This window comes from Micromonospora sp. DT47, assembly GCF_049844475.1.
In the GTDB taxonomy this organism is placed as follows: domain Bacteria; phylum Actinomycetota; class Actinomycetes; order Mycobacteriales; family Micromonosporaceae; genus Micromonospora.
This window is the reverse complement of sequence record NZ_JBNCLC010000024.1, coordinates 36,777-59,100: the sequence shown is the minus strand read 5'-3', so window position 1 is coordinate 59,100 and position 22,324 is coordinate 36,777. Positions and strand designations below refer to the sequence as shown.

Genomic DNA, 22,324 nt, shown 5'->3' with positions numbered 1-22,324 from the left:
ATGCTGATGCCGCGCAAGCCCCCGAAGGGCTTCCGCAAGCCGCACCACCCGGACCGCCACGGCGCGTCCAAGGGTGGTAACCGGGTGGTGTTCGGCGAGTTCGGGATCCAGGCTCTCGAGCCGGCGTACGTGACCAACCGCCAGATCGAGTCGGCGCGTATCGCGATGACCCGTCACATCAAGCGTGGCGGCAAGGTCTGGATCACGATCTTCCCGGACCAGGCCCTGACCAAGAAGCCGGCCGAAACCCGGATGGGTTCCGGTAAGGGCTCGCCCGAGTGGTGGGTCGCCAACGTCAAGCCGGGGCGGGTGCTCTTCGAGATGTCCTTCCCCAACGAGCAGATCGCGCGAGAGGCTATGCGTCGCGCGATCCACAAGCTCCCGATGAAGTGCCGCATTGTGACGCGCGAAGTGGGTGAATCCTGATGGCAGCGGGCGTTAAGGCCACCGAGCTGCGTGAACTCTCCGAGGAGGAGCTGGTCACGAAGCTTCGGGAGGCCAAGGCGGAGCTGTTCAACCTCCGCGTGCAGGCCGCAACCGGGCAGCTGGACAACAACCGGCGGCTGCAGGTCATCCGTCGGGAGATTGCCCGGATCTACACGATCATGCGCGAGCGCGAGCTGGGGCTCTCTGCCGCGCCGACTGAGGTGACTGCATCATGACCGACGAGAACACCGCCGCCGCCGTGCGGGCTAGCCGCAAGGTCCGTGAGGGCCTTGTGGTCAGCGACAAGATGGACAAGACCGTCGTGGTCGAGGTCGAGGACCGGGTCAGGCACGCGCTGTACGGCAAGATCATGCGCCGGACCAGCAAGCTGAAGGTCCACGACGAGCAGAACGCCGCCGGCACCGGCGACCGGGTCCTGATCATGGAGACCCGGCCGCTGTCCGCCACCAAGCGTTGGCGGATCGTGGAGATCCTGGAAAAGGCCAAGTAGCGAAGGCTCGAGCTCGCCCGGCGTCAGTCGGGCGCAGGTTCCGCCAGGCTCCGGCCGCGGTCAAGCGGCCGGAGAACCGGCAGACATAGGAGATAGACGTGATTCAGCAGGAGTCGCGACTGCGCGTCGCCGACAACACGGGTGCCCGGGAGATCCTGTGCATCCGGGTTCTCGGTGGCTCCGGTCGGCGCTACGCGAGCATCGGCGACGTCATCGTGGCCACCGTCAAGGACGCGATCCCGGGTGCCGGTGTGAAGAAGGGCGACGTCGTCAAGGCCGTCGTCGTTCGCACCGCCAAGGAGCGGCGGCGTCCGGACGGCTCGTACATCCGCTTCGACGAGAACGCCGCCGTCATCATCAAGGACGGCGGGGACCCGCGCGGTACCCGTATCTTCGGCCCGGTGGGTCGGGAGCTCCGGGACAAGCGGTTCATGAAGATCATTTCCCTCGCGCCGGAGGTGTTGTGACCGTGAAGGTCAAGAAGGGCGACACGGTCGTCGTCATCGCCGGTAAGGACAAGGGTGCCAAGGGTAAGGTCATCGCGGCCTACCCGCGGCAGGACAAGGTCCTGGTCGAGGGCGTGAACCGGGTCAAGAAGCACACCCGCATCAGCACCACCCAGCGTGGCGCCAAGACCGGTGGCATCGTCACCCAGGAGGCCCCGATCCACGTCTCGAACGTGCAGGTCGTGGACTCCGAAGGGAAGCCGACCCGCGTCGGTTACCGGATCGACGACAACGGCCAGAAGGTCCGCGTCGCGCGTAGCACGGGTAAGGACCTGTGATGACCACGGCTACCGAAACCAAGACCATGCCGCGCCTCAAGGAGCGGTACCGCAACGAGATCGTGGCCCAGCTGCGTGAGCAGCACAGCTACGGCAACCCCATGCAGGTGCCGCGGCTGGTCAAGATCGTCGTCAACATGGGTGTCGGCGAGGCCGCTCGTGACGCCAAGCTGATCGACGGCGCGGTCCGCGACCTCGCCACGATCACCGGCCAGAAGCCGCAGGTGCGGCGGGCGACCAAGTCCATCGCGCAGTTCAAGCTGCGTGAGGGCATGCCGATCGGCGCGAAGGTGACCCTGCGCGGCGACCGGATGTGGGAGTTCCTGGACCGGCTGCTCTCGATCGCGCTGCCGCGTATCCGCGACTTCCGCGGTCTGGACGGGCGCAAGCTCGACGGGCACGGCAACTACACGTTCGGTCTGACCGAGCAGTCGGTGTTCCACGAGATCGACCAGGACCGGATCGATCGCCAGCGGGGCATGGACATCACGGTGGTTACGACCGCCATGACCGACGACGAGGGCCGGGCGCTGCTCAAGCTCCTGGGCTTCCCGTTCAAGGAGAACTGAGCGAATGGCCAAGAAGGCGCTGATCATCAAGGCGGCCGCGAAGCCGAAGTTCTCGGTTCGCGCGTACACCCGCTGCCAGCGGTGCGGGCGTCCGAAGGCGGTCTACCGCAAGTTCGGTCTCTGCCGGATCTGCATCCGGGAGATGGCCCACCGCGGTGAGCTGCCGGGCGTGTCCAAGGCTTCCTGGTAAGGGCGACCACGTCCCGGCTCCGGCCGGGACCCCTTGCACCGATTAGGTATTGCTCTTCGCCGTAGGCCCGGGGCCGAGTGCCCCGGGAACCCCGGCGAGAAAGGCTGACGAAATCCATGACGATGACCGACCCGATCGCAGACATGCTCACGCGTCTGCGTAACGCCAACCAGGCGTACCACGACCGGGTGACGATGCCCTACTCCAAGATCAAGGCGAACATCGCCGAGGTCCTGAAGGCCGAGGGTTACATTGCCACCTGGTCGGTCGAGGAGCCCGAGGAGGGCGCCGTCGGCAAGCGACTGGTCGTCGAGCTGAAGTACGGCCAGAGCCGCGAGCGGAGCCTGGCCGGCATCAAGCGCGTGTCCAAGCCCGGTCTCCGGGTTTACGCCAAGTCGGACGGGCTCCCCCGGGTGCTCGGCGGCCTCGGCGTCGCGATCATTTCGACGTCCCAGGGGCTGCTCACCGACCGGCAGGCCCGCAAGCGGAGCGTTGGCGGGGAAGTCCTCGCCTTCGTCTGGTAACGGGAGACAGGTAGAAATGTCGCGTATTGGACGTAAGTCGATCCCGGTACCATCCGGCGTCGACATCACGATCGACGGCCAGACCGTCAAGGTCAAGGGCCCGAAGGGCGAGCTCTCGCACACGCTCGCCGAGCCGATCACGGCGGAGCGGGGCGAGGACGGCCAGGTGCACGTCAACCGGCCGAACGACGAGCGCAAGGCCAAGGAACTGCACGGCCTGAGCCGTACCCTGGTCGCCAACATGATCGTCGGCGTCACCGAGGGCTACCGCAAGAGCCTGGAGATCGCCGGTACCGGTTACCGCGTGACCGCCAAGGGCAAGGACCTGGAGTTCGCGCTCGGGTTCTCGCACCCGGTGCTGGTCCCCGCGCCGGACGGCATCACCTTCACGGTGGAGAAGCCGACGATCTTCCACGTGGCCGGCATCGACAAGCAGCAGGTCGGTGAGGTTGCCGCCAACATCCGGAAGATCCGCCCGCCGGAGCCCTACAAGGGCAAGGGCGTGAAGTACCAGGGCGAGGTCATCCGCCGCAAGGCTGGAAAGGCAGGTAAGAAGTGAGCGCCACGCTGCTCAAGCGCCGCCGCGGCGTCGCCGCCAAGCGTGCCGTCGGGCGTGCGCGCCGGCACTTCCGGGTCCGCAAGAACGTCAGCGGCACCGCCGAGCGTCCCCGCCTCGTCGTCACCCGTTCGCTGCGCAACATCACCGCCCAGGTCGTCGACGACACCAAGGGTCACACCCTGGCGTCGGCCTCGACCCTGGACGCGTCGCTGCGCGGCACGGAGGGCGACAAGAGCGCCCTGGCCGGCAAGGTCGGCGCCCTGCTCGCCGAGCGCGCCAAGGCCGCCGGCATCTCGAAGGTCGTCTTCGACCGCGGTGGCAACCGGTACGCGGGGCGGGTCGCCGCGCTTGCCGATGCCGCCCGCGAAGCCGGGCTCGAGTTCTAGAAACCCCGTCACGAGAGAGAAGGAAGGCTGCTGATGCCAGGTCAACAGCGCCGTGGCGGCGGGTCCGGTGGCAACGAGGGTGGTCGCCGCGACAACCGCCGTGAGGGCGGCCGCGGAAACGCGCCCGTCGAGAAGACCCCGCACCTCGAGCGGGTCGTCGCGATCAACCGCGTCGCCAAGGTCGTGAAGGGTGGTCGTCGCTTCAGCTTCACCGCCCTGGTGATCGTGGGCGACGGCGACGGCTCCGTCGGCGTGGGGTACGGAAAGGCCAAGGAGGTGCCCGCGGCGATCGCCAAGGGTGTCGAGGAGGCCAAGAAGCATTTCTTCAAGGTGCCGCGGATCGGCCAGTCGATCCCGCACTCGGTGACGGGTGAGGCCGCCGCCGGTGTGGTGCTGCTCAAGCCGGCCTCCGCCGGTACGGGTGTCATCGCCGGTGGTCCGGTGCGTGCCGTGCTGGAGTGCGCGGGCATCCACGACGTGCTCTCCAAGAGCCTCGGCTCGTCCAACCCGATCAACATCGTGCACGCCACGGTGGCGGCCCTGAAGGGGCTCGAGTCCCCGGAGCAGGTCGCGGCCCGTCGTGGCCTGCCGGTCGAGGACGTCGCGCCGGCGGCCATGCTGGCTTCGCGGGCGGGGGTGGCGCGCTGATGGCACGTCTCAAGGTCACCCAGCTCCGGTCCGAGATCGGGACCAAGCGCAACCAGCGTGAGTCGCTGCGTTCGCTGGGTCTCAAGCGGATCAACGACGTGGTGGTCAAGGAGGACCGGCCCGAGATCCGCGGCATGATCTTCACTGTGAGCCACCTCGTGAAGGTCGAGGAGGTCGAGTAATGACGATCAAGGTTCACCACCTGCGTCCGGCGCCCGGTGCCAAGACCGCGAAGACCCGTGTGGGTCGCGGTGAGGGGTCGAAGGGCAAGACCGCCGGTCGCGGTACCAAGGGTTCCAAGGCCCGCAAGAACATCTCGGCGGCGTTCGAGGGTGGGCAGATGCCCATCCACATGCGCCTGCCGAAGATGAAGGGCTTCAAGAACAAGTTCAAGGTGGTCTTCCAGGTGGTCAACCTGGACCGGCTCGCCGAGCTCTTCCCGAATGGCGGCCAGGTCGGCCCGCTGGAGCTGGTCGAGGTCGGCGCGGTCCGCAAGGGCCAGCCGGTCAAGGTCCTCGGCACCGGCGACCTCGGCGGTGTGGCCCTCCAGGTGTCGGCGCACGCGTTCAGCGCGTCGGCCAAGGAGAAGATCACCGCTGCCGGTGGCTCCGTCACCGAGCTGTAAGCAGGTACCCCCGTGGCGCCCGCTCAGTTGTCCGCAACTGGGCGGGCGCCCTGGTCTACCCGGCGAATGTGCGCCGGGTAACATCGGATTCGGTTTATGTAGCCGGGCACGTCTGCCCGGACCGGGACGGGGCTGTTAGAGTCCCTTCCCAGCTATGGATATCGGGCGCTCGCCCGGCACCAACCCCCGACCGCCAGGGATCACCGGCGGCCCGCCTCGCGCAGGAGGAAGAAAGTTGCTGTCCGCCTTTCTCAGTGCGTTCCGTACGCCTGACCTGCGCAACAAGCTGCTGTTCACAGTAGGCATCATCGCGGTCTACCGGCTCGGCGCGACTCTGCCCAGCCCCGGCGTCTCGTACGGCAACGTGCAGAAGTGCCTCGACACCCTGCAGGGGCAGAGCACCGGGGTGCTGAACCTGCTGGACCTCTTCTCCGGAGGCGCACTGCTGCAGCTCTCGGTCTTCGCGCTGGGCATCATGCCCTACATCACCGCGTCGATCATCCTGCAGCTGCTGACGGTGGTCATCCCGCGGCTGGAGCAGCTCCGCAAGGAGGGCCAGGCCGGCCAGGCGAAGATCACCCAGTACACCCGCTACCTGACCCTCGGCCTGGGCATCCTCCAGTCGTCGGCCTTCGTGGCGCTGGCCCGCTCCGGGCAGCTGTTCCAGAACCGGTGCGACCAGTTCCCGATCGTGCCCGAGGGCACCGGAATCCCGAACTGGCTGACCCTGAGCATCCTGGTCATGACGATGACCGCCGGTACCGGCATGGTGATGTGGCTCGGCGAGCTGATCACCGACCGGGGCGTTGGCAACGGCATGTCCGTCCTCATCTTCACCTCGATCGCGGCCCGCCTCCCCAGCGAGGGCTGGAAGATCAAGACCAACGAGGGCTGGGCGAAGTTCGCCCTGGTGCTCGCCCTGGTCCTGCTGGTCATCACCGCGGTCTGCTTCATCGAGCAGGCGCAGCGCCGGATCCCGGTGCAGTACGCCAAGCGGATGATCGGCCGGCGAATGTACGGCGGCACCTCGACCTACATCCCGCTGAAGGTCAACCAGGCGGGTGTCATCCCGGTCATCTTCGGCTCCTCGCTGCTCTACCTGCCGCAGTTGGCGCTGCAGTTCTTCGACCAGACCAACCCCGGCCAGGTCCAGGCCTGGATCCAGAACCACATCGTCAAGGCGACCGCGCCCGAGCACATCGCGCTCTACTTCCTGCTGATCATCTTCTTCACGTACTTCTACGTGTCGATCACGTTCAACCCGACCGAGGTCGCGGACAACATGAAGAAGTACGGCGGCTTCGTGCCGGGCATCCGCCCCGGCAAGCCGACCGCCGACTACCTGGACTTCATCCTCAGCCGGATCACCCTGCCGGGCGCGTTGTACCTGGCCGTCGTCTCGATCCTGCCGAACTTCTTCTTCATCTGGCTGAACAGCGAGCAGTTCCTCAACTTCCCGTTCGGCGGCACCGCTGTGCTCATCATGGTCGGCGTCGGTCTGGAGACCGTGAAGCAGATCGAGAGCCAACTCATGCAGCGGAACTACGAAGGGTTCCTGCGGTAGATGCGACTCGTTCTGGTTGGCCCGCCGGGCGCGGGCAAGGGCACGCAGGCGGAGTTCATCGCCGCGCACCTTTCCGTGCCGAAGATCTCGACCGGGGACATCTTCCGGGCGAACGTCTCCCAGGGCACGCCGCTGGGCGTTGAGGCGAAGCGGTACATGGACGCGGGCAAGCTGGTCCCGGACGAGGTCACCATCAACATGGTCCGGGACCGGCTCGCCGAGCCGGACGCCGCTGAGGGCTTCCTCCTCGACGGCTTCCCCCGTACCACGCCGCAGGCGGCCGCCCTGGACAAGCTCCTGGCCGACCTCGGCACCGCGCTGGACCTGGTGCTGGAGCTGGTCGTCGACGACGACGAGGTGATCCGGCGGCTTTCCGGCCGGCGTACCTGCCGGGGTTGCGGCAAGATCTGGCACGTCGAGTTCGACGCGACGACGCGTGAGGGCATCTGCGACCGCTGCGGCGCCGAGCTGTTCCAGCGCGACGACGACAAGCCGGAGACCATCGCGGCCCGGCTCCGGGAGTACGCCGAGAAGACCGCGCCGCTGGTCGACTACTACGGCGCCCAGGGCAAGCTGGTCGGCATCGACGCCACCGGGCCGGTGGAGGACGTCACGGTCCGCGCCATCGATGCGCTGCGCTCGTACGGCGGATGACGTCCCGCCGAGGATCCGGCGGATAGAGTGCGAACAGCGGGGTACGTGCGACGTGCCCCGCTGTTCGCTGTCCGGCAACGAAAGGTAACCGCTCCATGCGCCGTCCCCAGCTGGACATCCAGCTGAAGACCCCTGATCAGATCGAGAAGATGCGGGCCGCCGGTCTGGTGGTCGCCGAGGCCCTGCGCCGGATGCGTGAGGCGGTAGCCCCCGGGGTGAGCACCGCCGATCTGGACGCGATCGCCGAGTCGACGATCCGTGAGGCCGGGGCCGTCCCTTCGTTCAAGGGCTACCACGGCTTCCCCGCGTCGATCTGCTCGTCCGTCAACGAGCAGGTGGTGCACGCGATCCCGTCGGCCGACCAGGTGCTCCGCGACGGGGACGCGATCTCGATCGACTGCGGCGCGGTGCTCAACGGCTGGCACGGCGACGCCGCCATCACGGTCGGCGTGGGCGAGGTCGACCCGGCCCTGCTGAAGATGGCCGCGGTCGCCGAGGACGCGATGTGGGCCGGGATCGCCGCCGCCGCGCGGGGCGCCGCCAGCGGCAAGGGCCGGCTGACCGACATCTCGCACGCGGTGGAGAACGCGGTCCGTAAGGGCGGCCGGTACGGCATCGTCGACGGCTACGGCGGGCACGGCATCGGCACCGAGATGCACCAGGACCCGCACGTGCTCAACCACGGCCGCCCGGGCAAGGGCCCACGGCTGGTGCCCGGCCTGGCGCTGGCGATCGAACCGATGATCACCATGGGCTCGCCGCGGACGGTCGAGCTCTCCGACGGCTGGACCGTGGTCACCCGGGACCGGTCGATGGCGGTGCACGTGGAGCACTCGATGGCCCTACTCGAGGACGGCGTCTGGGTGCTGACCGCCGTCGACGGCGGCCGGGCACGCCTCGGCGACCTGGTCACCTCCCGGCAGCCGGCCGACTCGCCAGCGGTCTGAGCGCAGCCCCGGCTGGCCCCGTCGCGCCTGGCGGACCGGCTCTGGAACGGGCCGGCTGGTACGCCCGCCGGGTGCGGCGGCCCCGTCCACGGCCGGGGCCAGCTGGCGTGGCCGGTGCGGTGGGCGGTGGGCCGTCTCCGCGGGCGGGCTGACCGGTGTGACCCGCGGCATGCCCGCAATGATCTAGCCGCTGCCCGCTGCCCGCTGCCCGCTGCCCGCTGCCGGGTGGCCGGTGGAGGCGTCTGCCTTCGGGTGCCGCGGCACAACGGGTGGATACGGCCCTGTCGCGAGGATGCTGCCCCATGGTCCGGTTCGTGCCCCGGCGAAGGGCTGGCGGCCGGATGGCATGCTGGCCGTCATGGACGGGCGGGAGGGCATGCGGGCGGCGGACACGGATCGGCAGGCGGCCGCGGAACGGCTCCGGCTCGCGGTCGACGAGGGCCGGCTCGACCTGCACGAGTACGACGAGCGCCTGCGGCTGGCGTACGGCGCGAAGACCTACGGCGAGTTGGACGCGGTGCTGGCCGACCTGCCCGCTCCGGCGCCGGCGGAGCGCTCCGGTCTGGCCCCGCGTCAACCGGGTCCGGGCGGGGTCTCCGCCGACGGGCCGGTGGCGGCGGGGGAGGGCGCCGACGGTGTGGCGGTGGTCGCGGGCCGGGCGGCCGCCGGGCAGCCGGCCGGCTGGCTCGTCGAGGTGTGGACGCCCTGGCTGCGGGTGGCCGCCATCCTCACGGCGATCTGGCTGCTCGCCTCGCTGGGCAGCCGGGACGCCGCCTTCTTCTGGCCGCTCTGGGTGCTCGGTCCGTGGGGCGCGCTGTTGCTCCTGCGCAGCGGGGGCGGGCTGGTCACCGGGGAGCCCCACCGGGAGGCCGAGCGGCGGGCGCGTCACCGGGCCGCCCGGGAAGAACGGCGCCGCGCCCGACGCGAGCGCCGGGACGGGGAACGGTAGACCGCCTGGTCGGTGGTCCGCCGCGTCGGCCGGGAGAGCGGGGAACGGTGGACCGCTGGTCGGTGGTCCGCCGCGCAGGCGGCGGAAACGGCAGGCCGTGATGTCCGGTGGCCGGGCCAGGGTCGCGGCGGTCGGCTGGGCCGGGGCGCGGTAGCCTTTTCGGTCCGAGGTCCGTCACCGGGCCGGGGCCGCCGGACCAGGACCGGGTACCCGGTGTCCGGTTTGCCTCCGGCGGGTGACGTGTGGGGCGGCCGGTTTGGCGACCGCCCGCGGTCGGGCGTACACTTTCAGATCGGCGCACAGCGTCCACTCCGGCATGCCCATCCTGCGCTTCGGTGGGAGTCGGAGCCGCGGCTGGCGCGGGTTCTTTGATCTTGATCAGGTAACCCGTGTAAGACGTTGTGGGCCGCCCGGAGGAACCGACGTCAGGACAGCGGAGGACATGCCGAAAAAAGACGGAGCCATCGAGATCGAGGGTCGGGTCATCGAGCCCCTGCCGAACGCCATGTTCCGGGTGGAGCTCGCGAACGGTCACAAGGTGCTGGCTCACATCAGCGGCAAGATGCGGCAGCACTACATCCGCATCCTGCCGGAGGACCGGGTCGTCGTCGAACTCTCGCCGTACGACCTGACCCGCGGGCGCATCGTCTACCGCTACAAGTAAGCCTGACGGGCGGCCGGGACGTCCCCGTGTCCGTCTTCGACGTCCGGCGTCGCGCCTTGTCGCGCCTCCGGGCCAGATGGGAAGTAAGGCAACCGTGAAGGTCAAGCCGAGCGTCAAGAGGATCTGCCAGAAGTGCCGGGTTATCCGCCGGCACGGCCGGGTCATGGTCATCTGCACCGACCCGCGCCACAAGCAGCGCCAGGGCTGAGCCGTTCCCGCCGACCGTGACGAGCGGACGGCGGAACAGGCCCGGGCCGCAGATCCCGACACAACATCACCAGCTCGTCCCAGCCACGAGCGGTACGCAGCGCGTACTCCCTCGTGGTTGACCCCCGGTCGGAGGCCGGGGCCCGCTCGGGCAGCGACCGATCCCGGTCGCCGGCGCTGACAGCGTCGGAAGGACGGGACGGCCGGTAGCGGGGTGGGACGGGTCCACACCTCCGCACAACACCACGAGGAGTACGCCCGCACATGGCACGTCTAGTCGGCGTGGATCTCCCCCGCGAGAAGCGGATGGAGATCGCGCTCACCTACATCTTCGGGGTCGGTCGTACCCGCGCCCTGGAGACGCTCGCCGCTACCGGCATCTCGCCGGACAGGCGCGCTCGGGACCTCACGGACGAGGAGCTGGTCCAGCTCCGCGACCACATCGAGGGCAACTACAAGGTTGAAGGCGACCTGCGCCGCGAGGTCGCCGCTGACATCCGCCGCAAGGTCGAGATCGGCTGCTACGCCGGCATCCGGCACCGCCGGGGCCTGCCCGTGCGTGGCCAGCGGACCAAGACCAACGCGCGGACCCGGAAGGGCCCGAAGCGGACCGTCGCCGGCAAGAAGAAGCCCGGCAAGAAGTAACTAGGAGCGCACAGACTTATGCCACCGAAGGCTCGTGCCGGAGCCGCCGTAAAGAAGGTCCGGCGCAAGGAACGCAAGAACGTCGCCCACGGGCAGGCGCACATCAAGAGCACCTTCAACAACACCATCGTGTCCATCACGGACCCGACCGGTGCTGTCATCTCCTGGGCCTCCGCCGGCCAGGTCGGTTTCAAGGGCTCCCGCAAGTCGACCCCGTTCGCCGCGCAGCTGGCCGCCGAGGCCGCCGCGCGTCGGGCGATGGAGCACGGCATGCGCAAGGTCGACGTGTTCGTCAAGGGCCCCGGCTCCGGCCGGGAGACCGCGATCCGTTCGCTGCAGGCCGTGGGCCTCGAGGTCGGCCAGATTGCCGACGTCACCCCGCAGCCGCACAACGGGTGCCGTCCGCCGAAGCGTCGCCGGGTCTGAGAGGTAGAGAGAGATGGCTCGTTACACCGGTGCTGACTGCCGCCGTTGCCGGCGGGAGAAGATGAAGCTGTTCCTCAAGGGCAGCAAGTGCGATGGCCCGAAGTGCCCGTTCGAGTCCCGGCCGTTCCCGCCCGGGCAGCACGGCCGCGGCCGCACGAAGGAGACGGAGTACCTGCTCCAGCTCCGTGAGAAGCAGAAGGCCCGCCGCGTCTACGGCGTGCTGGAGAAGCAGTTCCGCGGTTACTACGAGGAGGCCGTGGGCAAGCAGGCCAAGACCGGTGAGGTCCTCCTGCAGATCCTCGAGTCGCGGCTGGACAACGTCGTTTACCGGGCTGGCTACGCGCACTCGCGTGACATGGCCCGCCAGCTGGTCAAGCACGGCCACTTCACGGTCAACGGCAAGAAGGTCGACATCCCGTCGTACCGCGTCAAGGAGCACGACATCATCGAGGTGCGGGGGAAGAGCAAGGAGCTGACCCCGTTCATCGTTGCGCAGGCTCAGGCGGGTTCGCGGACGGTGCCGGCCTGGCTCGAGGCCATCCCCAGCCAGATGAAGATCCTGGTGCACTCGCTCCCGGCCCGGCAGGTCATTGACACGCAGGTCCAGGAGCAGCTGATCGTCGAGCTCTACTCCAAGTAAGGGCTCGTTGCGGTGGCCCGCCCTCCGGGGCGGGCCACCGGAACAGTTTGTGTCGTGGGCGTCATATAGCGGGCGTCCCGGAAGAGAAGAGAAAAAATGCTCATCAGCCAGCGACCCTCCCTCTCCGAGGAGTCGATCAACGAGACCCGGTCCCGGTTCACCATCGAGCCGCTGGAGCCCGGTTTCGGCTACACCCTGGGCAACTCGCTGCGTCGTACGCTGCTGTCGTCCATCCCGGGTGCGGCGGTCACCTCGATCAAGATCGACGGTGTGCTGCACGAGTTCACCACGATCCCCGGGGTCAAGGAGGACGTGGTCGAGCTCGTCATGAACATCAAGGAGCTGTGCGTCAGCTCTGAGCACGACGAGCCGGTCAGCATGTACCTGCGCAAGCAGGGCCCGGGCGACGTGACGGCGGGTGACATCCAGCCGCCGGCCGGCGTCTCGGTGCACAACCCGGACCTGAAGCTCGCCACCCTCAACGGCAAGGGCCGGCTCGACATGGAGCTGACCGTCGAGCGGGGTCGCGGCTATGTCACGGCGGCGCAGAACAAGCAGGCCGGCGCCGAGATCGGCCGGATCCCGGTCGACTCGATCTACTCGCCGGTGCTCAAGGTGACGTACCGCGTCGAGGCGACCCGTGTCGAGCAGCGGACCGACTTCGACCGGCTGATCATCGACGTCGAGACCAAGCCGTCGATGGGCCCGCGTACCGCGCTGGCCTCGGCCGGTTCGACGCTGGTGGAGCTCTTCGGCCTGGCCCGGGAGCTGGACGAGACCGCCGAGGGCATCGACATCGGGCCGTCCCCGCAGGACGCCCAGCTGGCGGCGGACCTGGCCCTGCCGATCGAGGAGCTGGACCTCACCGTCCGCTCCTACAACTGCCTCAAGCGCGAGGGCATCAACTCCGTTGGTGAGCTGATCGGGCGCACTGAGGCCGACCTCCTCGACATCCGGAATTTCGGTCAGAAGTCGATCGACGAGGTCAAGATGAAGCTCGCCGGGATGGGTCTGGGGCTGAAGGACTCGGCCCCGAACTTCGACCCGGCGAACGTCGTGGACGCCTTCGGCGAGGCCGACTACGACACCGACGACTACCGCGAGACCGAGCAGCTCTAGTCCGCGCTGCCGCCACACCTGAGGAGCACCAAGCATGCCCACGCCCACCAAGGGCCCCCGCCTCGGCGGCAGCCCCGCGCACGAGCGGCTGATGCTGGCCAACCTGGCCACTGCGCTGTTCCAGCACGGCAAGATCCAGACCACCGAGACGAAGGCCCGGCGGCTGCGTCCGCTCGCCGAGCAGCTCATCACCAAGGCCAAGCGCGGCGACCTCGCGTCCCGCCGGCGGGTGCTGGGCGTCGTGAAGGACAAGGACGTGGTCTACGCCCTGTTCGACCAGATCGCGCCCCGGTACGCCAACCGCAACGGTGGCTACACCCGGATCGTGAAGACCGGTCCGCGCAAGGGTGACGCCGCTCCGATGGCCATCATCGAGCTGGTCGAGGAGCTGCAGGTCGCCGAGCCGAAGGCGAACAAGAAGACCGCTGCCCGCAAGTCGGCGCGGCAGGACAAGGTCGAGGCGCTCGCCCCGGCCGAGGAGACCCCGGAGTCGGCCCCGGCCGACCAGGACTCCGAGGCCCCGGTCTCGGCCTCCGGTGACACCGACGCCGCCCGCGAGGACAGCGACGAGGCCACCGAGAACAAGGCCTGAGTAGAGGCATCATCGTCGGGCCCGGCATCCCTCACGGGGGTGCCGGGCCCGACGCCGTGAACGGGAGGTACGAGGTGGACGAGCGGACCCGGCTGCGGCTGGACGTCTCGTACGACGGCACCGGCTTCTCCGGCTGGGCCGCACAGCCCACCCGGCGTACGGTCGCCGGGGTGCTCGTCGAGACGCTCGACCTGGTGCTCGGCGCGGGCACCGCGACCGGGCTGACCGTGGCCGGCCGGACCGACGCCGGGGTGCACGCCAGCGGGCAGGTCTGCCACCTCGACCTGCCCACCACGGTCTGGCGGGAGCACGAGGGTCGGCTGCTGCGCCGGTTGGCCCGGCTGCTCCCCACCGACGTGCGGGTCCGGGCGATGACCGAGGTGCCCGCGGACTTCGACGCCCGCTTCTCGGCGACGTTCCGCCGCTATGAGTACCGGGTGACCGACGCGCCCTGGGGGGCCGAGCCGCTGCGTCGGCATGACACCCTGGCCTGGCCGAAGCCGCTGGACCTGGCCGCGCTGAACGCCGCCGCGGCCGGACTGGTGGGGGAGCACGACTTCGCCGCGTACTGCCGGCGCAAGGAGAACGCCACCACGCTGCGCGAGGTGACCCGGCTGGACTGGCGGCGCGACCCGGACGGCATCCTGGTCGGCACCGTGCAGGCCGACGCGTTCTGCCAGGCGATGGTGCGCAGCCTGGTCGGGGCGATGCTGGTCGCCGGGGACGGCCGTCGCCCCGTCGAGTGGCCGGCGACCCTGCTCACCCGGCGGGAACGCTCCAGCGAGGTGACCGTGGCGCCGGCGCACGGGCTGGCCCTGGTCGCCGTCGGCTACCCGGACGATCCGGCAGAGTACGCCCGCCGCGCCGACCTCACCCGCCGCCTGCGGGTCCCCGCCGAGTCCTGAGCGTCGACGAGGCCCGGTCCGGATCGCCGGACCGGGCCTCGCGCCGGGTGGGGACGGTGCCGTCAGTCGCCGGGCAGATGGTCGGTGTTGGAGTTCGTGTCCGGGTTGTCGGTGCGGCGCGGGCTCGCAGTGGTCTCCGAGGCTGTCGCTCGGGGCTGCACGACGCTGCCTCCGGCGGCCCGCCGGTCGAGCACGCCCCGGTTGAGATGCAGCTCGATCATGTCGTAGATGATCTCGCGGACGTTCCTGTCGCCGGCCGGGACGGCGCCGCTGTCCGCGCGGGTGACCAGGCAGTAGGCGATGTAGTGGCCGCGTACCTGCCAGCCGACCCGGGCGGCGGCGGTGGCGATGGACTCGGTGTTGCCGTCGGCGGGCATGCCGCGGAAGCGGCCCTGCCGCTGGTCGAGCAGCTGCCGGATCCGGTCCCGGGCGCGTTCGGCGCTGGCCACGTCGGTCAGGTTGAACAGGCCGGCGGTGATCAGGTAATCCTGGTCGGGAGAGCGCAGCGTGGCCCGGACCACCTGGTTGCAGCCGAGCCGGACCAGCAGGTCGGCGATCTCGCCGGTGGCCGCGACGGCACAGTTGCCGCCGGACTGGGTCTTCAGCACCTCGTACGCGGGCTGGCTCGTGCCGATCGCCAGCCTGCTGCTGGGGAACACCTCCTTGACGGTCAGCGGCGCCTGGTCGGTGTCCCGGGAGTCGAGGTCCTGTCGGGCCGGCCCGATCGACGGGGCGGCGGCGCTGGGCTGCTCGGCCGGCGCCGCAAGTTGGGGCTCCTCCACGGCGGGGGATTCCTGCCCACGGTCGATGAGCAGGGCGGCGGCGCCGAGCCCGCAGAGCGCGAGGAGCACCAGCACGGCCGCGCCGCCGACGAGCACCTGCCAGAGCCGACCACTGCGGCCGTCCGAGCCGGAGCGGCCGGACCGGAGCAGGTCCAGCGGCTCGGCCGGGGCGTACTCCGGGGTGGTGGGTGCCGGTGGCACCTGGAAGGTCGCGTGGACCGGGACGGGATCGGCGGTCGGGGGCGCCGGCCGAATGCTCCGCGGCAGCGACGGGGTGGGGAAGCGGGACGGGGAGGGCCCGGCCGGCGCGTTCCAGCCGGCGGGCAGCTCCGCCAGCCCCGACCCGGGCGGACGATACTCCGCGAATGCGTCCTCATCGGATTCGTACCGATACACCATGTTGCCCAGAGTAGGGCCCTATTGTCCCTTTAGGGGTAATTATAGGAAATTGCAGTGCGTGCGCGTCGATCCCTCCGGTCGAGGCGACGGCGAGCCGCCTCCGGGGCGGTGGGAGAATGCCCGACGTGACCGGCGACCACTACTTCACCGCTGAACCCACCGCCGCGGCCCACCCGCGGGAGGTCGAGTTCTCCGTCGCCGGGCGCGACTACACCCTCGCCTCCGCCGGCGGAGTCTTCTCCGCCGACCGGCTCGACCCCGGCACCGCCGTGCTGCTGCGCAAGGCCGGGCTGCCGACCGCCGCCACCACCGGCGACCTGCTCGACATCGGCTCCGGCTTCGGCCCGATCAGCTGCGTGCTGGCCGACCTCGCGCCCGCGGCCACCGTCTGGGCGGTGGACGTCAACGAACGGGCCCGCGCCCTGACCGCCGCCAACGCCCGGCGGGTCGGGGCCGGCGACCGGGTCCGGGCGGTCGCCCCGGACCAGGTTCCCGCCGACGTCTCCTTCACCCAGATCTGGTCCAACCCGCCGATCCGGATCGGCAAGGCGGAGCTGCACGAGCTGCTGCGCCGCTGGCTGCCCCGGCTCGCCCCGGACGGCGTCGCCTGGCTGGTGGTGGCCCGGCACCTGGGCGGCGACTCGCTGCACCGCTGGCTCGTCGACGAGGGCTGGCAGGTCGAGCGGCAGGCCAGCCAGAAGGGCTACCGGGTGCTGCGGGTCACCCGGTAATCGGGTGTCGCCGGTGCCGCCCGCTCCGGCAGGATGCCGGCGTGGGATACGTGGACGTGGCAGGAGTCGGGCACATTCTGCCCGACGGCCGGGAACTCTTCGCCGACGTGTCGTTCCGGGTCGGTGAGGGCGCCAAGGTCGCCCTGGTCGGCCCGAACGGCGCCGGGAAGACGACGCTGCTGCGGATGGTCGCCGGCGACCTCCCGGTGAAGACCGGCGTCGTCGCCCGCTCCGGCGGGCTCGGCGTGATGCGGCAGTTCATCGGCATGATCGGCGACGAGTCCACGCTCGCCGACCTGGCGCTCTCGCTGGCCCCGCCAGCGCTGCGCGACGCCGGCCGCCGGCTCGCCGACACCGAGACGGCCATGCGGGCGGCCGAGCTGCGCGGCAAGTACAGCACCGCCGCCGGCAAGGCCCAGCTGGCGTACGCGGACGCGCTCGCCGCCTGGGGCGAGGCCGGCGGGTACGACGCCGAGGTGCTCTTCGACACCGTCGCCACCATCGTGCTCGACCTGCCCTGGGACGCCGCCCGGGACCGTCCGGTGCGGACCCTCTCCGGCGGCCAGCAGAAACGCTTCGCCCTGGAACTGCTGCTGCGCGGCACCGAGGAGGTGCTGCTCCTCGACGAGCCGGACAACTTCCTCGACGTGCCCGGCAAACGCTGGCTGGAGGCGCGGCTCCGCGAGTCCGGCAAGTCGGTGCTCTACGTCTCGCACGACCGGGAGCTTCTCGCCCAGACCGCCGACCGGGTGGTCGCCGTGGAGGGCGGCAGCGCCTGGGTGCACCCGGGCGGCTTCGCGAGCTGGCACGAGGCGCGGGTCGCCCGGCACGCCCGCCTCGACGAGCTGCGCCGCCGCTGGGACGAGGAGCACCAGAAGCTGCGCGAGCTGATGCTGATGTACAAGCAGAAGGCCGCGTACAACGACGGGATGGCCTCGCGGTACCAGGCCGCGCAGACCCGGTTGCGCAAGTTCGAGGAGGCCGGGCCGCCGCCCGTACCCCCGAAGGACCAGGACATCCGGATGCGCCTGGCCGGCGGGCGGACCGGCAAGCGCGCGGTCATCTGCGACCAGCTGGAGCTCGACGGCCTGACCTACCCCTTTGACATGGAACTCTGGTACGGCGATCGGGTCGCCGTGCTCGGTGCCAATGGGACGGGCAAGTCGCACTTCCTGCGGCTGCTGGCCCGCGGCGGCACCGACCCCGACCCGGCCAACGGGCCGGTCGACGGGGCAGCCGCGCTGGCCCCGGTCACCCACGCCGGGGTGGCCCGGCTCGGCGCGCGGGTCCGGCCCGGCCACTTCTCGCAGACCCACGACCGCCCGGAACTGATGCAGAAGACGCTGGTCGACATCCTCTGGCGGGGCGACGATCACCGGGCCGGGATGGACCGGCACGCGGCGATGGCCGCGCTCAGCCGGTACGAGCTGGCCGCGCAGGGCGACCAGCGCTTCGGCACCCTCTCCGGCGGACAGCAGGCGCGCTTCCTGGTGCTGCTGCTGGAGCTGTCCGGGGCGACACTGCTGCTGCTCGACGAGCCGACGGACAACCTCGACCTCGCCTCGGCCGAGGCGCTGGAGGCGGGGCTGGCCGCGTTCGAGGGGACGGTGGTCGCGGTCACCCACGACCGCTGGTTCACCCGGTCGTTCGACCGGTTCGTGCTGTTCCGCGGGGACGGCGAGGTGGTGGAGACACCGGAGCCGGTGTGGGACGTGAAGCGCTGAGCGACGAGCTGGTCGACCAGCGCCCCGGCCGACTCCGCGCGGCGGGCACAGGCGCTGCTCGGCGCGGTCGGGCACACCCGGCCGAGCTGGCCGCCACCATCGCCGCGGCGCGCGGTCTGGTCGCCGAGGTGCTCGGCTGACCGGTCGGCCGGGCAGGGGCGGGCATAGGGTGGATCTCGTGACTGAGATGACCTACCGCCGGTTGGGCAACTCCGGGCTCGTGGTGTCCGTGGTTGGCGTCGGCTGCAACAACTTTGGCCGCAAGCTCGACCTCGACGGCACCCGGGCGGTGGTCGACGCCGCGCTCGACGCCGGCATCACCTTCTTCGACACCGCGGACATCTACGGCGAGCCGCAGGGCGGCTCCGAGGAACTGCTCGGCCAAGCGCTCAAGGGACGCCGGGACGACGTGGTGCTGGCCACCAAGTTCGGCATGGACATGCACGGCATGAACGGGCCGGATTTCGGTGCGCGTGGTTCCCGGCGCTACATCGCCCGCGCGGTCGAGGCGTCGCTGCGCCGGCTCGGCACCGACCACATCGACCTGTACCAGATGCACGAGCCCGACCCGGGCACCCCGATCGACGAGACGCTCGCCGCGTTGGACGACCTGGTGCGCGCCGGCAAGGTGCGCTACCTCGGCAACTCCAACTTCGCCGGCTGGCAGATCGCCGACGCCGACTGGGTCGCCTCCTCGAACGGGCGGGCCCGCTTCATCTCCGCGCAGAACCACTACAGCCTGCTGGAGCGGTCCGTCGAGACCGAGGTCATCCCCGCCTGCGAGCGCTTCGGCCTCGGCATGCTGCCGTTCTTCCCGCTCGCCAACGGCCTGCTCACCGGCAAGTACAAGCGCAACGAGGCCCCGCCCGCCGGCAGCCGGCTCTCCGGCGGCGGCCGGTACGCCCAGCGCCTGGCCGCCGCGGACTGGGACACCATCGAGGCGATCGAGTCGTACGCCGCCGAGCGGGGTCTGTCCGTGCTCCAGGTGGCCATCGGCGGGCTGGCCGCCCGGCCGGCGGTGACCTCGGTGATCGCCGGTGCCACCACGCCGGAGCAGGTACGCGCCAATGCCGCCGCCGGCACCTGGCAGCCCACCGACGAGGACCTGGACGCCCTCGACGCCATCCTCTGACCTACCCGGTCCGCCGGCTTTCGCAGCCGGTCAACCGGACAGCATGGCGTGAGCGGTCCGTCACGCGCTGCCCTCGCCGTCGACATGAGACGGCCAGTGGGAAATCCGCACCCCCGCCCTTGGCGGATCCGCGCATCCGTCGTACGGTATGCCGCAAGTGACCCACGGGAGCCCGGTGCACCGGGCTGAGAGGGGGGCTGAAGCCCCCGACCGTTGAACCTGATCCGGGTAATGCCGGCGCAGGGAGGAGTGTTGCCGTGCCGTCCCTCGGGCGACTGCATCTGATCACCGACACCCGGCCGGGGCGTGACCCGCTCGCCGTGCTGCGCGCCGCCCTGCCGGTGGCCCGCGCGGAGCTGGTCGTCCAGGTTCGGGTGGAGGACGAGGCCACCGACCGCGAGGCGTACGACCTGGCCCGCCGGGTGGTCGCGCTCTGCGCGCCGTACGGGGCGACGTGCCTGGTCAACGACCGGCTGCACGTGGCGCTCGCGGTGGGCGCCGCCGGCGGGCACGTCGGCGCCGAGGACCTGCCGGTCGGGGCGGCCCGCCGGGTGCTCGGCTCCACGGCCGTGCTCGGCGCCACCGCCCGGGAGCCGGGCACCGCCGCGGAGGCGGTCGCCGCCGGGGCCAGCTACCTGGGCGTCGGCCCGTGCCACGCCACCAGCACCAAGGCCGGGCTGCCGGCACCGATCGGCCCGGACGGGGTACGCGCCGTCGCCGGGGCGGTGGCCGTGCCGGTGATCGCGATCGGCGGGGTGACCGCCGCGTCGGTGCCGGCGCTGCGGGCCGCCGGGGCGTACGGGGTGGCGGTGGTCGGGGCGCTCTCCGGGGCAGCGGATCCCGCCCGAGCGACAGCTGGACTGCTCGGGGCGCTGACGTGCTGACCCGACCGGACGTCGCCGTGGTGGGGGCGGGACCGGTCGGGCTGGCCATCGCGTGGCGCTGCGCGTCGCGCGGGCTGCGGGTGGTGGTGCACGACCCGATGCCGGGTTCGGGCGCCTCCCACGTCGCCGCCGGGATGCTCTCCCCGGTGGCCGAGGCGTACTTCGGGGAGCACGAGCTGACCGGGCTGCTCGCCGACTCGGCCGCCCGCTGGCCCGGCTTCGCCGCCGAGCTGGCCGAGGCCGCCGGGCAGGAATTCGGCTACCGGACCGAGGGCACGCTCGTCGTCGGGCTGACCGGTGACGACCTGGCTGAGGCGCGGCGACTGTGGTCGTACCAGCAGGGGTTGGGGCTGCCGATCACGCCGCTGCGCCCGTCGGAGCTGCGGGACCGCGAGCCCGCGCTGGCGCCGCGGCTGCGCGGAGGCGCGGTCGCGCCCGGCGACCACCAGGTCGACCCGCGGCGGTTGGTCGCCGCGCTGCGGACCGCGGCCGAGCGGGCCGGCGCGACGCTGGTGCCGGACGCGGTCGCCCGGCTCGCGGACGTGGACGCCGGCGTCACCGTGGTGGCGGCGGGCTGCGGCGCCGCCGCGCTGACCGGGTTGCCGGTCCGGCCGGTGAAGGGGCAGGTGCTCCGGCTCCGCGCGCCCGGTCGCGGCGCGCCGGGCTTCCGGCACGTGATCCGGGGGTACGCCGACGGCGAGTCGGTCTACCTGGTGCCCCGGGACAGCGGCGAGGTGGTGGTCGGGGCGACCGTCGAGGAGCGCACCGACACCGAGGTGACCGCCGGCGCGATGCTGCGGCTGCTCCGCGCCGCCGTCGACCTGGTCCCTGACCTGGCCGAGTACGACCTGGTCGAGGCGTCCGCGGGGCTTCGCCCCGGCACCCCGGACAACGCGCCGATCCTCGGGCGGCTGCCCGGGCGACCCGGCGTGCTCGCCGCCACCGGGCACCACCGGCACGGCATCGTGCTCACCCCGGTCACCGCCGACCTGATCACCGAGCTGGTCGTCACCGGCGAGGCGGACCCGCTGCTGGACTCCTTCACGCCCGACCGGTTCACCGCTGAGGAGGAGCGCAGATGGAACTGACTGTGAACGGCGCCGGGCGCAGGCTGCCCGGCGGGTCGACGGTGGCGGACCTGGTCCGGGTGGTCACCGCCCAGCAGCGCGGCCTGGCGGTCGCGGTCAACGGCGAGGTGGTGCCGCGTACCGGCTGGCCGGCGACCGTGCTGCGCGACGGCGACCGGGTCGAGGTGCTCAGCGCCGCCCAGGGCGGGTGATCCCGGTGACCTTCGAGCTGGCCGGCGTGACCTTCGGCTCCCGACTGATCCTCGGCACCGGCGGCGCGGCCAACCTGCACGTGCTGGAGCAGGCGGTCCGGGCCTCCGGCACTGAGCTGGTCACCCTGGCCCTGCGCCGGGTCGACACCGCCCCCGGCACCGCCGGCGGGCTGCTCGACCTGCTCGACCGGTGCGGGGTGCGGCTGCTGCCGAACACCGCCGGCTGCTACACGGCCACCGAGGCGGTGAAGGTGGCCCACCTCGCCCGGGACGCGTTCGACACGGACTGGGTGAAGCTGGAGGTGATCGGCGACGAGCGGACGCTGCTGCCCGACGGGGTGGAGCTGCTGCGCGCCGCCGAGGAACTGGTCGCCGACGGGTTCACCGTGCTGCCGTACACCTCGGACGACCCGATCCTGGCCCGCCGGTTGGCCGACGTCGGTTGCGCCGCGGTGATGCCGGCCGGCGCGCCGATCGGCTCCGGGCTGGGCATTTCGAACCCGCACCACATCCGGCTGATCCGGCAGAGCGTGGACGTGCCGGTGATCCTCGACGCCGGCATCGGCACCGCCTCCGACGCGGCGCTCGCCATGGAACTGGGCTGCGACGCGGTGCTGCTGGCCAGCGCGGTCACCCGGGCCGCCGACCCGGTGGCGATGGCCACCGCGATGCGGTACGCGGTGGAGGCGGGCCGGCTGGCCTTCGGCGCGGGCCGGATCGCCCGCCGCTTCCACGCCCTCGCCTCCACCCCCGACGAGGGAAGGCCCGACCTGTGACCGCCCTGTCCCGCGCGGCCACCCTGCCCTCCGAGGGAGATCGTGGAAGGAAACGGCCCCTGGCGGGGCCGGCATGTTCCACG

The 22,324-nt window shown here is 71.2% G+C and carries 34 protein-coding genes and 1 riboswitch; of the genes, 33 read left to right on the top strand and 1 reads right to left on the bottom strand.

Features of this window, described 5'->3' with window-relative positions; all coding sequences use genetic code 11:
• The 25 genes from rplP (at position 1) to truA (ending at position 14,534) form a co-directional block, all read left to right on the top strand.
• Positions 1-426 carry a 50S ribosomal protein L16 gene (gene rplP / locus ACLQ2U_RS26980; RefSeq protein WP_073834927.1) on the top strand — a complete coding sequence of 142 codons (426 nt, stop codon included), beginning with the start codon at positions 1-3 and terminating at the stop codon, positions 424-426.
• The gene (gene rpmC / locus ACLQ2U_RS26975) at positions 426-662 is read left to right on the top strand and encodes a 50S ribosomal protein L29 (RefSeq protein ID WP_007465283.1); all 237 of its coding nucleotides are present in this window, start codon (positions 426-428) and stop codon (positions 660-662) included. Before rplP ends, rpmC begins: the two co-directional genes overlap by 1 nt.
• Positions 659-937 carry a 30S ribosomal protein S17 gene (gene rpsQ / locus ACLQ2U_RS26970; protein WP_425753717.1) on the top strand — a complete coding sequence of 93 codons (279 nt, stop codon included), beginning with the start codon at positions 659-661 and terminating at the stop codon, positions 935-937. The genes rpmC and rpsQ overlap by 4 nt, the downstream gene beginning before the upstream one ends.
• 98 nt (positions 938-1,035) lie before the next feature.
• A complete protein-coding gene (gene rplN / locus ACLQ2U_RS26965; RefSeq protein WP_007465279.1) occupies positions 1,036-1,404 on the top strand; it encodes a 50S ribosomal protein L14 in 369 nt (122 codons plus the stop codon).
• Complete coding sequence (gene rplX / locus ACLQ2U_RS26960) at positions 1,401-1,721, top strand: 50S ribosomal protein L24 (protein ID WP_425753716.1); 321 nt, start codon at positions 1,401-1,403, stop codon at positions 1,719-1,721. Before rplN ends, rplX begins: the two co-directional genes overlap by 4 nt.
• On the top strand, positions 1,721-2,290 hold the full coding sequence (gene rplE / locus ACLQ2U_RS26955) for a 50S ribosomal protein L5 (protein WP_425753715.1): 570 nt from the start codon (positions 1,721-1,723) through the stop codon (positions 2,288-2,290). Before rplX ends, rplE begins: the two co-directional genes overlap by 1 nt.
• 4 nt (positions 2,291-2,294) lie before the next feature.
• Positions 2,295-2,480: a type Z 30S ribosomal protein S14 gene (locus tag ACLQ2U_RS26950; protein WP_272613587.1), complete on the top strand. Its 186-nt coding sequence runs from the start codon at positions 2,295-2,297 to the stop codon at positions 2,478-2,480.
• A 116-nt stretch (positions 2,481-2,596) separates the two neighbouring features.
• On the top strand, positions 2,597-3,004 hold the full coding sequence (gene rpsH, locus ACLQ2U_RS26945; RefSeq protein WP_091242005.1) for a 30S ribosomal protein S8: 408 nt from the start codon (positions 2,597-2,599) through the stop codon (positions 3,002-3,004).
• A 16-nt stretch (positions 3,005-3,020) separates the two neighbouring features.
• A complete protein-coding gene (rplF, locus tag ACLQ2U_RS26940) occupies positions 3,021-3,563 on the top strand; it encodes a 50S ribosomal protein L6 (protein ID WP_425753714.1) in 543 nt (180 codons plus the stop codon).
• Positions 3,560-3,949 (top strand): 50S ribosomal protein L18, encoded by a 390-nt coding sequence (rplR, locus tag ACLQ2U_RS26935; RefSeq protein ID WP_425753713.1) that lies wholly within the window; start codon positions 3,560-3,562, stop codon positions 3,947-3,949. The genes rplF and rplR overlap by 4 nt, the downstream gene beginning before the upstream one ends.
• A gap of 33 nt (positions 3,950-3,982) precedes the next feature.
• A complete protein-coding gene (gene rpsE, locus ACLQ2U_RS26930; protein WP_425753712.1) occupies positions 3,983-4,597 on the top strand; it encodes a 30S ribosomal protein S5 in 615 nt (204 codons plus the stop codon).
• Positions 4,597-4,779 (top strand): 50S ribosomal protein L30, encoded by a 183-nt coding sequence (rpmD, locus tag ACLQ2U_RS26925; RefSeq protein WP_091444005.1) that lies wholly within the window; start codon positions 4,597-4,599, stop codon positions 4,777-4,779. Before rpsE ends, rpmD begins: the two co-directional genes overlap by 1 nt.
• On the top strand, positions 4,779-5,222 hold the full coding sequence (gene rplO / locus ACLQ2U_RS26920; protein WP_425753711.1) for a 50S ribosomal protein L15: 444 nt from the start codon (positions 4,779-4,781) through the stop codon (positions 5,220-5,222). The genes rpmD and rplO overlap by 1 nt, the downstream gene beginning before the upstream one ends.
• Positions 5,223-5,457: 235 nt before the next feature.
• Positions 5,458-6,786, top strand: coding sequence for a preprotein translocase subunit SecY (gene secY, locus ACLQ2U_RS26915; protein ID WP_425753710.1), 1,329 nt, complete (start codon positions 5,458-5,460; stop codon positions 6,784-6,786).
• Positions 6,787-7,440 carry an adenylate kinase gene (locus ACLQ2U_RS26910; protein WP_200206271.1) on the top strand — a complete coding sequence of 218 codons (654 nt, stop codon included), beginning with the start codon at positions 6,787-6,789 and terminating at the stop codon, positions 7,438-7,440.
• Between the two features lie 95 nt (positions 7,441-7,535).
• Positions 7,536-8,387: a type I methionyl aminopeptidase gene (gene map, locus ACLQ2U_RS26905; RefSeq protein ID WP_425753709.1), complete on the top strand. Its 852-nt coding sequence runs from the start codon at positions 7,536-7,538 to the stop codon at positions 8,385-8,387.
• Positions 8,388-8,745: 358 nt separating this feature from the next.
• Complete coding sequence (locus ACLQ2U_RS26900; protein WP_425753708.1) at positions 8,746-9,336, top strand: DUF1707 SHOCT-like domain-containing protein; 591 nt, start codon at positions 8,746-8,748, stop codon at positions 9,334-9,336.
• Positions 9,337-9,778: 442 nt separating this feature from the next.
• Positions 9,779-10,000: a translation initiation factor IF-1 gene (gene infA / locus ACLQ2U_RS26895; RefSeq protein ID WP_007073013.1), complete on the top strand. Its 222-nt coding sequence runs from the start codon at positions 9,779-9,781 to the stop codon at positions 9,998-10,000.
• A 94-nt stretch (positions 10,001-10,094) separates the two neighbouring features.
• Complete coding sequence (gene rpmJ, locus ACLQ2U_RS26890) at positions 10,095-10,208, top strand: 50S ribosomal protein L36 (RefSeq protein ID WP_334488266.1); 114 nt, start codon at positions 10,095-10,097, stop codon at positions 10,206-10,208.
• A 263-nt stretch (positions 10,209-10,471) separates the two neighbouring features.
• Entirely contained in the window at positions 10,472-10,852 is a 381-nt protein-coding gene (gene rpsM / locus ACLQ2U_RS26885) for a 30S ribosomal protein S13 (protein WP_425753707.1), read from the top strand.
• Positions 10,853-10,870: 18 nt separating this feature from the next.
• Positions 10,871-11,278, top strand: a complete 408-nt coding sequence (rpsK, locus tag ACLQ2U_RS26880) for a 30S ribosomal protein S11 (RefSeq protein ID WP_030329919.1) — start codon at positions 10,871-10,873, stop codon at positions 11,276-11,278.
• 13 nt (positions 11,279-11,291) lie between these two features.
• Positions 11,292-11,918 carry a 30S ribosomal protein S4 gene (gene rpsD, locus ACLQ2U_RS26875; RefSeq protein WP_425753706.1) on the top strand — a complete coding sequence of 209 codons (627 nt, stop codon included), beginning with the start codon at positions 11,292-11,294 and terminating at the stop codon, positions 11,916-11,918.
• Positions 11,919-12,014: 96 nt separating this feature from the next.
• Positions 12,015-13,037: a DNA-directed RNA polymerase subunit alpha gene (locus ACLQ2U_RS26870; protein ID WP_117665116.1), complete on the top strand. Its 1,023-nt coding sequence runs from the start codon at positions 12,015-12,017 to the stop codon at positions 13,035-13,037.
• A 34-nt stretch (positions 13,038-13,071) separates the two neighbouring features.
• Positions 13,072-13,629: a 50S ribosomal protein L17 gene (rplQ, locus tag ACLQ2U_RS26865; protein WP_425753705.1), complete on the top strand. Its 558-nt coding sequence runs from the start codon at positions 13,072-13,074 to the stop codon at positions 13,627-13,629.
• Positions 13,630-13,703: 74 nt separating this feature from the next.
• Positions 13,704-14,534, top strand: coding sequence for a tRNA pseudouridine(38-40) synthase TruA (gene truA / locus ACLQ2U_RS26860; protein WP_425753704.1), 831 nt, complete (start codon positions 13,704-13,706; stop codon positions 14,532-14,534).
• Positions 14,535-14,596: 62 nt separating this feature from the next.
• On the opposite strand, the gene ACLQ2U_RS26855 is transcribed toward truA, so the two are convergent.
• Entirely contained in the window at positions 14,597-15,715 is a 1,119-nt protein-coding gene (locus ACLQ2U_RS26855) for a hypothetical protein (protein ID WP_425753703.1), read from the bottom strand.
• Positions 15,716-15,840: 125 nt separating this feature from the next.
• On the opposite strand from ACLQ2U_RS26855, the gene ACLQ2U_RS26850 reads away from it, so the two are divergent.
• The 8 genes from ACLQ2U_RS26850 to ACLQ2U_RS26815 all read left to right on the top strand — a co-directional run bounded on the left by ACLQ2U_RS26850 (position 15,841) and on the right by ACLQ2U_RS26815 (position 22,241).
• Positions 15,841-16,446, top strand: coding sequence for a class I SAM-dependent methyltransferase (locus ACLQ2U_RS26850; RefSeq protein ID WP_425753746.1), 606 nt, complete (start codon positions 15,841-15,843; stop codon positions 16,444-16,446).
• 41 nt (positions 16,447-16,487) lie between these two features.
• On the top strand, positions 16,488-18,170 hold the full coding sequence (locus tag ACLQ2U_RS26845; protein WP_425753702.1) for an ATP-binding cassette domain-containing protein: 1,683 nt from the start codon (positions 16,488-16,490) through the stop codon (positions 18,168-18,170).
• A complete protein-coding gene (locus ACLQ2U_RS26840) occupies positions 18,152-18,310 on the top strand; it encodes a hypothetical protein (protein ID WP_425753701.1) in 159 nt (52 codons plus the stop codon). The genes ACLQ2U_RS26845 and ACLQ2U_RS26840 overlap by 19 nt, the downstream gene beginning before the upstream one ends.
• Before the next feature lie 29 nt (positions 18,311-18,339).
• Positions 18,340-19,302, top strand: a complete 963-nt coding sequence (locus tag ACLQ2U_RS26835) for an aldo/keto reductase (protein WP_425753700.1) — start codon at positions 18,340-18,342, stop codon at positions 19,300-19,302.
• Positions 19,303-19,456: 154 nt separating this feature from the next.
• A riboswitch (TPP riboswitch) is annotated at positions 19,457-19,565 on the top strand.
• Positions 19,560-20,186 (top strand): thiamine phosphate synthase, encoded by a 627-nt coding sequence (gene thiE / locus ACLQ2U_RS26830; RefSeq protein WP_425753699.1) that lies wholly within the window; start codon positions 19,560-19,562, stop codon positions 20,184-20,186. It overlaps the preceding riboswitch by 6 nt.
• Positions 20,180-21,274, top strand: coding sequence for a glycine oxidase ThiO (thiO, locus tag ACLQ2U_RS26825; protein ID WP_425753698.1), 1,095 nt, complete (start codon positions 20,180-20,182; stop codon positions 21,272-21,274). The genes thiE and thiO overlap by 7 nt, the downstream gene beginning before the upstream one ends.
• Complete coding sequence (thiS, locus tag ACLQ2U_RS26820; protein WP_425753697.1) at positions 21,265-21,465, top strand: sulfur carrier protein ThiS; 201 nt, start codon at positions 21,265-21,267, stop codon at positions 21,463-21,465. The genes thiO and thiS overlap by 10 nt, the downstream gene beginning before the upstream one ends.
• Positions 21,462-22,241, top strand: coding sequence for a thiazole synthase (locus tag ACLQ2U_RS26815; protein ID WP_425753696.1), 780 nt, complete (start codon positions 21,462-21,464; stop codon positions 22,239-22,241). The genes thiS and ACLQ2U_RS26815 overlap by 4 nt, the downstream gene beginning before the upstream one ends.
• Positions 22,242-22,324: the final 83 nt, after the last annotated feature.

Excerpts from the sequence above, each read along its gene's own strand:
- rplP (WP_073834927.1), top strand. The coding sequence starts at position 1 with ATGCTGATGCCGCGCAAGCCCCCGAAGGGCTTCCGCAAGCCGCACCAC.
- rpmC (WP_007465283.1), top strand. The coding sequence starts at position 426 with ATGGCAGCGGGCGTTAAGGCCACCGAGCTGCGTGAACTCTCCGAGGAG.
- rpsQ (WP_425753717.1), top strand. The coding sequence starts at position 659 with ATGACCGACGAGAACACCGCCGCCGCCGTGCGGGCTAGCCGCAAGGTC.
- rplE (WP_425753715.1), top strand. The coding sequence starts at position 1,721 with ATGACCACGGCTACCGAAACCAAGACCATGCCGCGCCTCAAGGAGCGG.
- ACLQ2U_RS26950 (WP_272613587.1), top strand. The coding sequence starts at position 2,295 with ATGGCCAAGAAGGCGCTGATCATCAAGGCGGCCGCGAAGCCGAAGTTC.
- rpsH (WP_091242005.1), top strand. The coding sequence starts at position 2,597 with ATGACGATGACCGACCCGATCGCAGACATGCTCACGCGTCTGCGTAAC.
- rplF (WP_425753714.1), top strand. The coding sequence starts at position 3,021 with ATGTCGCGTATTGGACGTAAGTCGATCCCGGTACCATCCGGCGTCGAC.
- rpsE (WP_425753712.1), top strand. The coding sequence starts at position 3,983 with ATGCCAGGTCAACAGCGCCGTGGCGGCGGGTCCGGTGGCAACGAGGGT.
- rpmD (WP_091444005.1), top strand. The coding sequence starts at position 4,597 with ATGGCACGTCTCAAGGTCACCCAGCTCCGGTCCGAGATCGGGACCAAG.
- rplO (WP_425753711.1), top strand. The coding sequence starts at position 4,779 with ATGACGATCAAGGTTCACCACCTGCGTCCGGCGCCCGGTGCCAAGACC.
- ACLQ2U_RS26910 (WP_200206271.1), top strand. The coding sequence starts at position 6,787 with ATGCGACTCGTTCTGGTTGGCCCGCCGGGCGCGGGCAAGGGCACGCAG.
- map (WP_425753709.1), top strand. The coding sequence starts at position 7,536 with ATGCGCCGTCCCCAGCTGGACATCCAGCTGAAGACCCCTGATCAGATC.
- ACLQ2U_RS26900 (WP_425753708.1), top strand. The coding sequence starts at position 8,746 with ATGGACGGGCGGGAGGGCATGCGGGCGGCGGACACGGATCGGCAGGCG.
- infA (WP_007073013.1), top strand. The coding sequence starts at position 9,779 with ATGCCGAAAAAAGACGGAGCCATCGAGATCGAGGGTCGGGTCATCGAG.
- rpsM (WP_425753707.1), top strand. The coding sequence starts at position 10,472 with ATGGCACGTCTAGTCGGCGTGGATCTCCCCCGCGAGAAGCGGATGGAG.
- rpsK (WP_030329919.1), top strand. The coding sequence starts at position 10,871 with ATGCCACCGAAGGCTCGTGCCGGAGCCGCCGTAAAGAAGGTCCGGCGC.
- rpsD (WP_425753706.1), top strand. The coding sequence starts at position 11,292 with ATGGCTCGTTACACCGGTGCTGACTGCCGCCGTTGCCGGCGGGAGAAG.
- ACLQ2U_RS26870 (WP_117665116.1), top strand. The coding sequence starts at position 12,015 with ATGCTCATCAGCCAGCGACCCTCCCTCTCCGAGGAGTCGATCAACGAG.
- rplQ (WP_425753705.1), top strand. The coding sequence starts at position 13,072 with ATGCCCACGCCCACCAAGGGCCCCCGCCTCGGCGGCAGCCCCGCGCAC.
- ACLQ2U_RS26855 (WP_425753703.1), bottom strand. The coding sequence starts at position 15,715 with ATGGTGTATCGGTACGAATCCGATGAGGACGCATTCGCGGAGTATCGT.
- thiS (WP_425753697.1), top strand. The coding sequence starts at position 21,265 with ATGGAACTGACTGTGAACGGCGCCGGGCGCAGGCTGCCCGGCGGGTCG.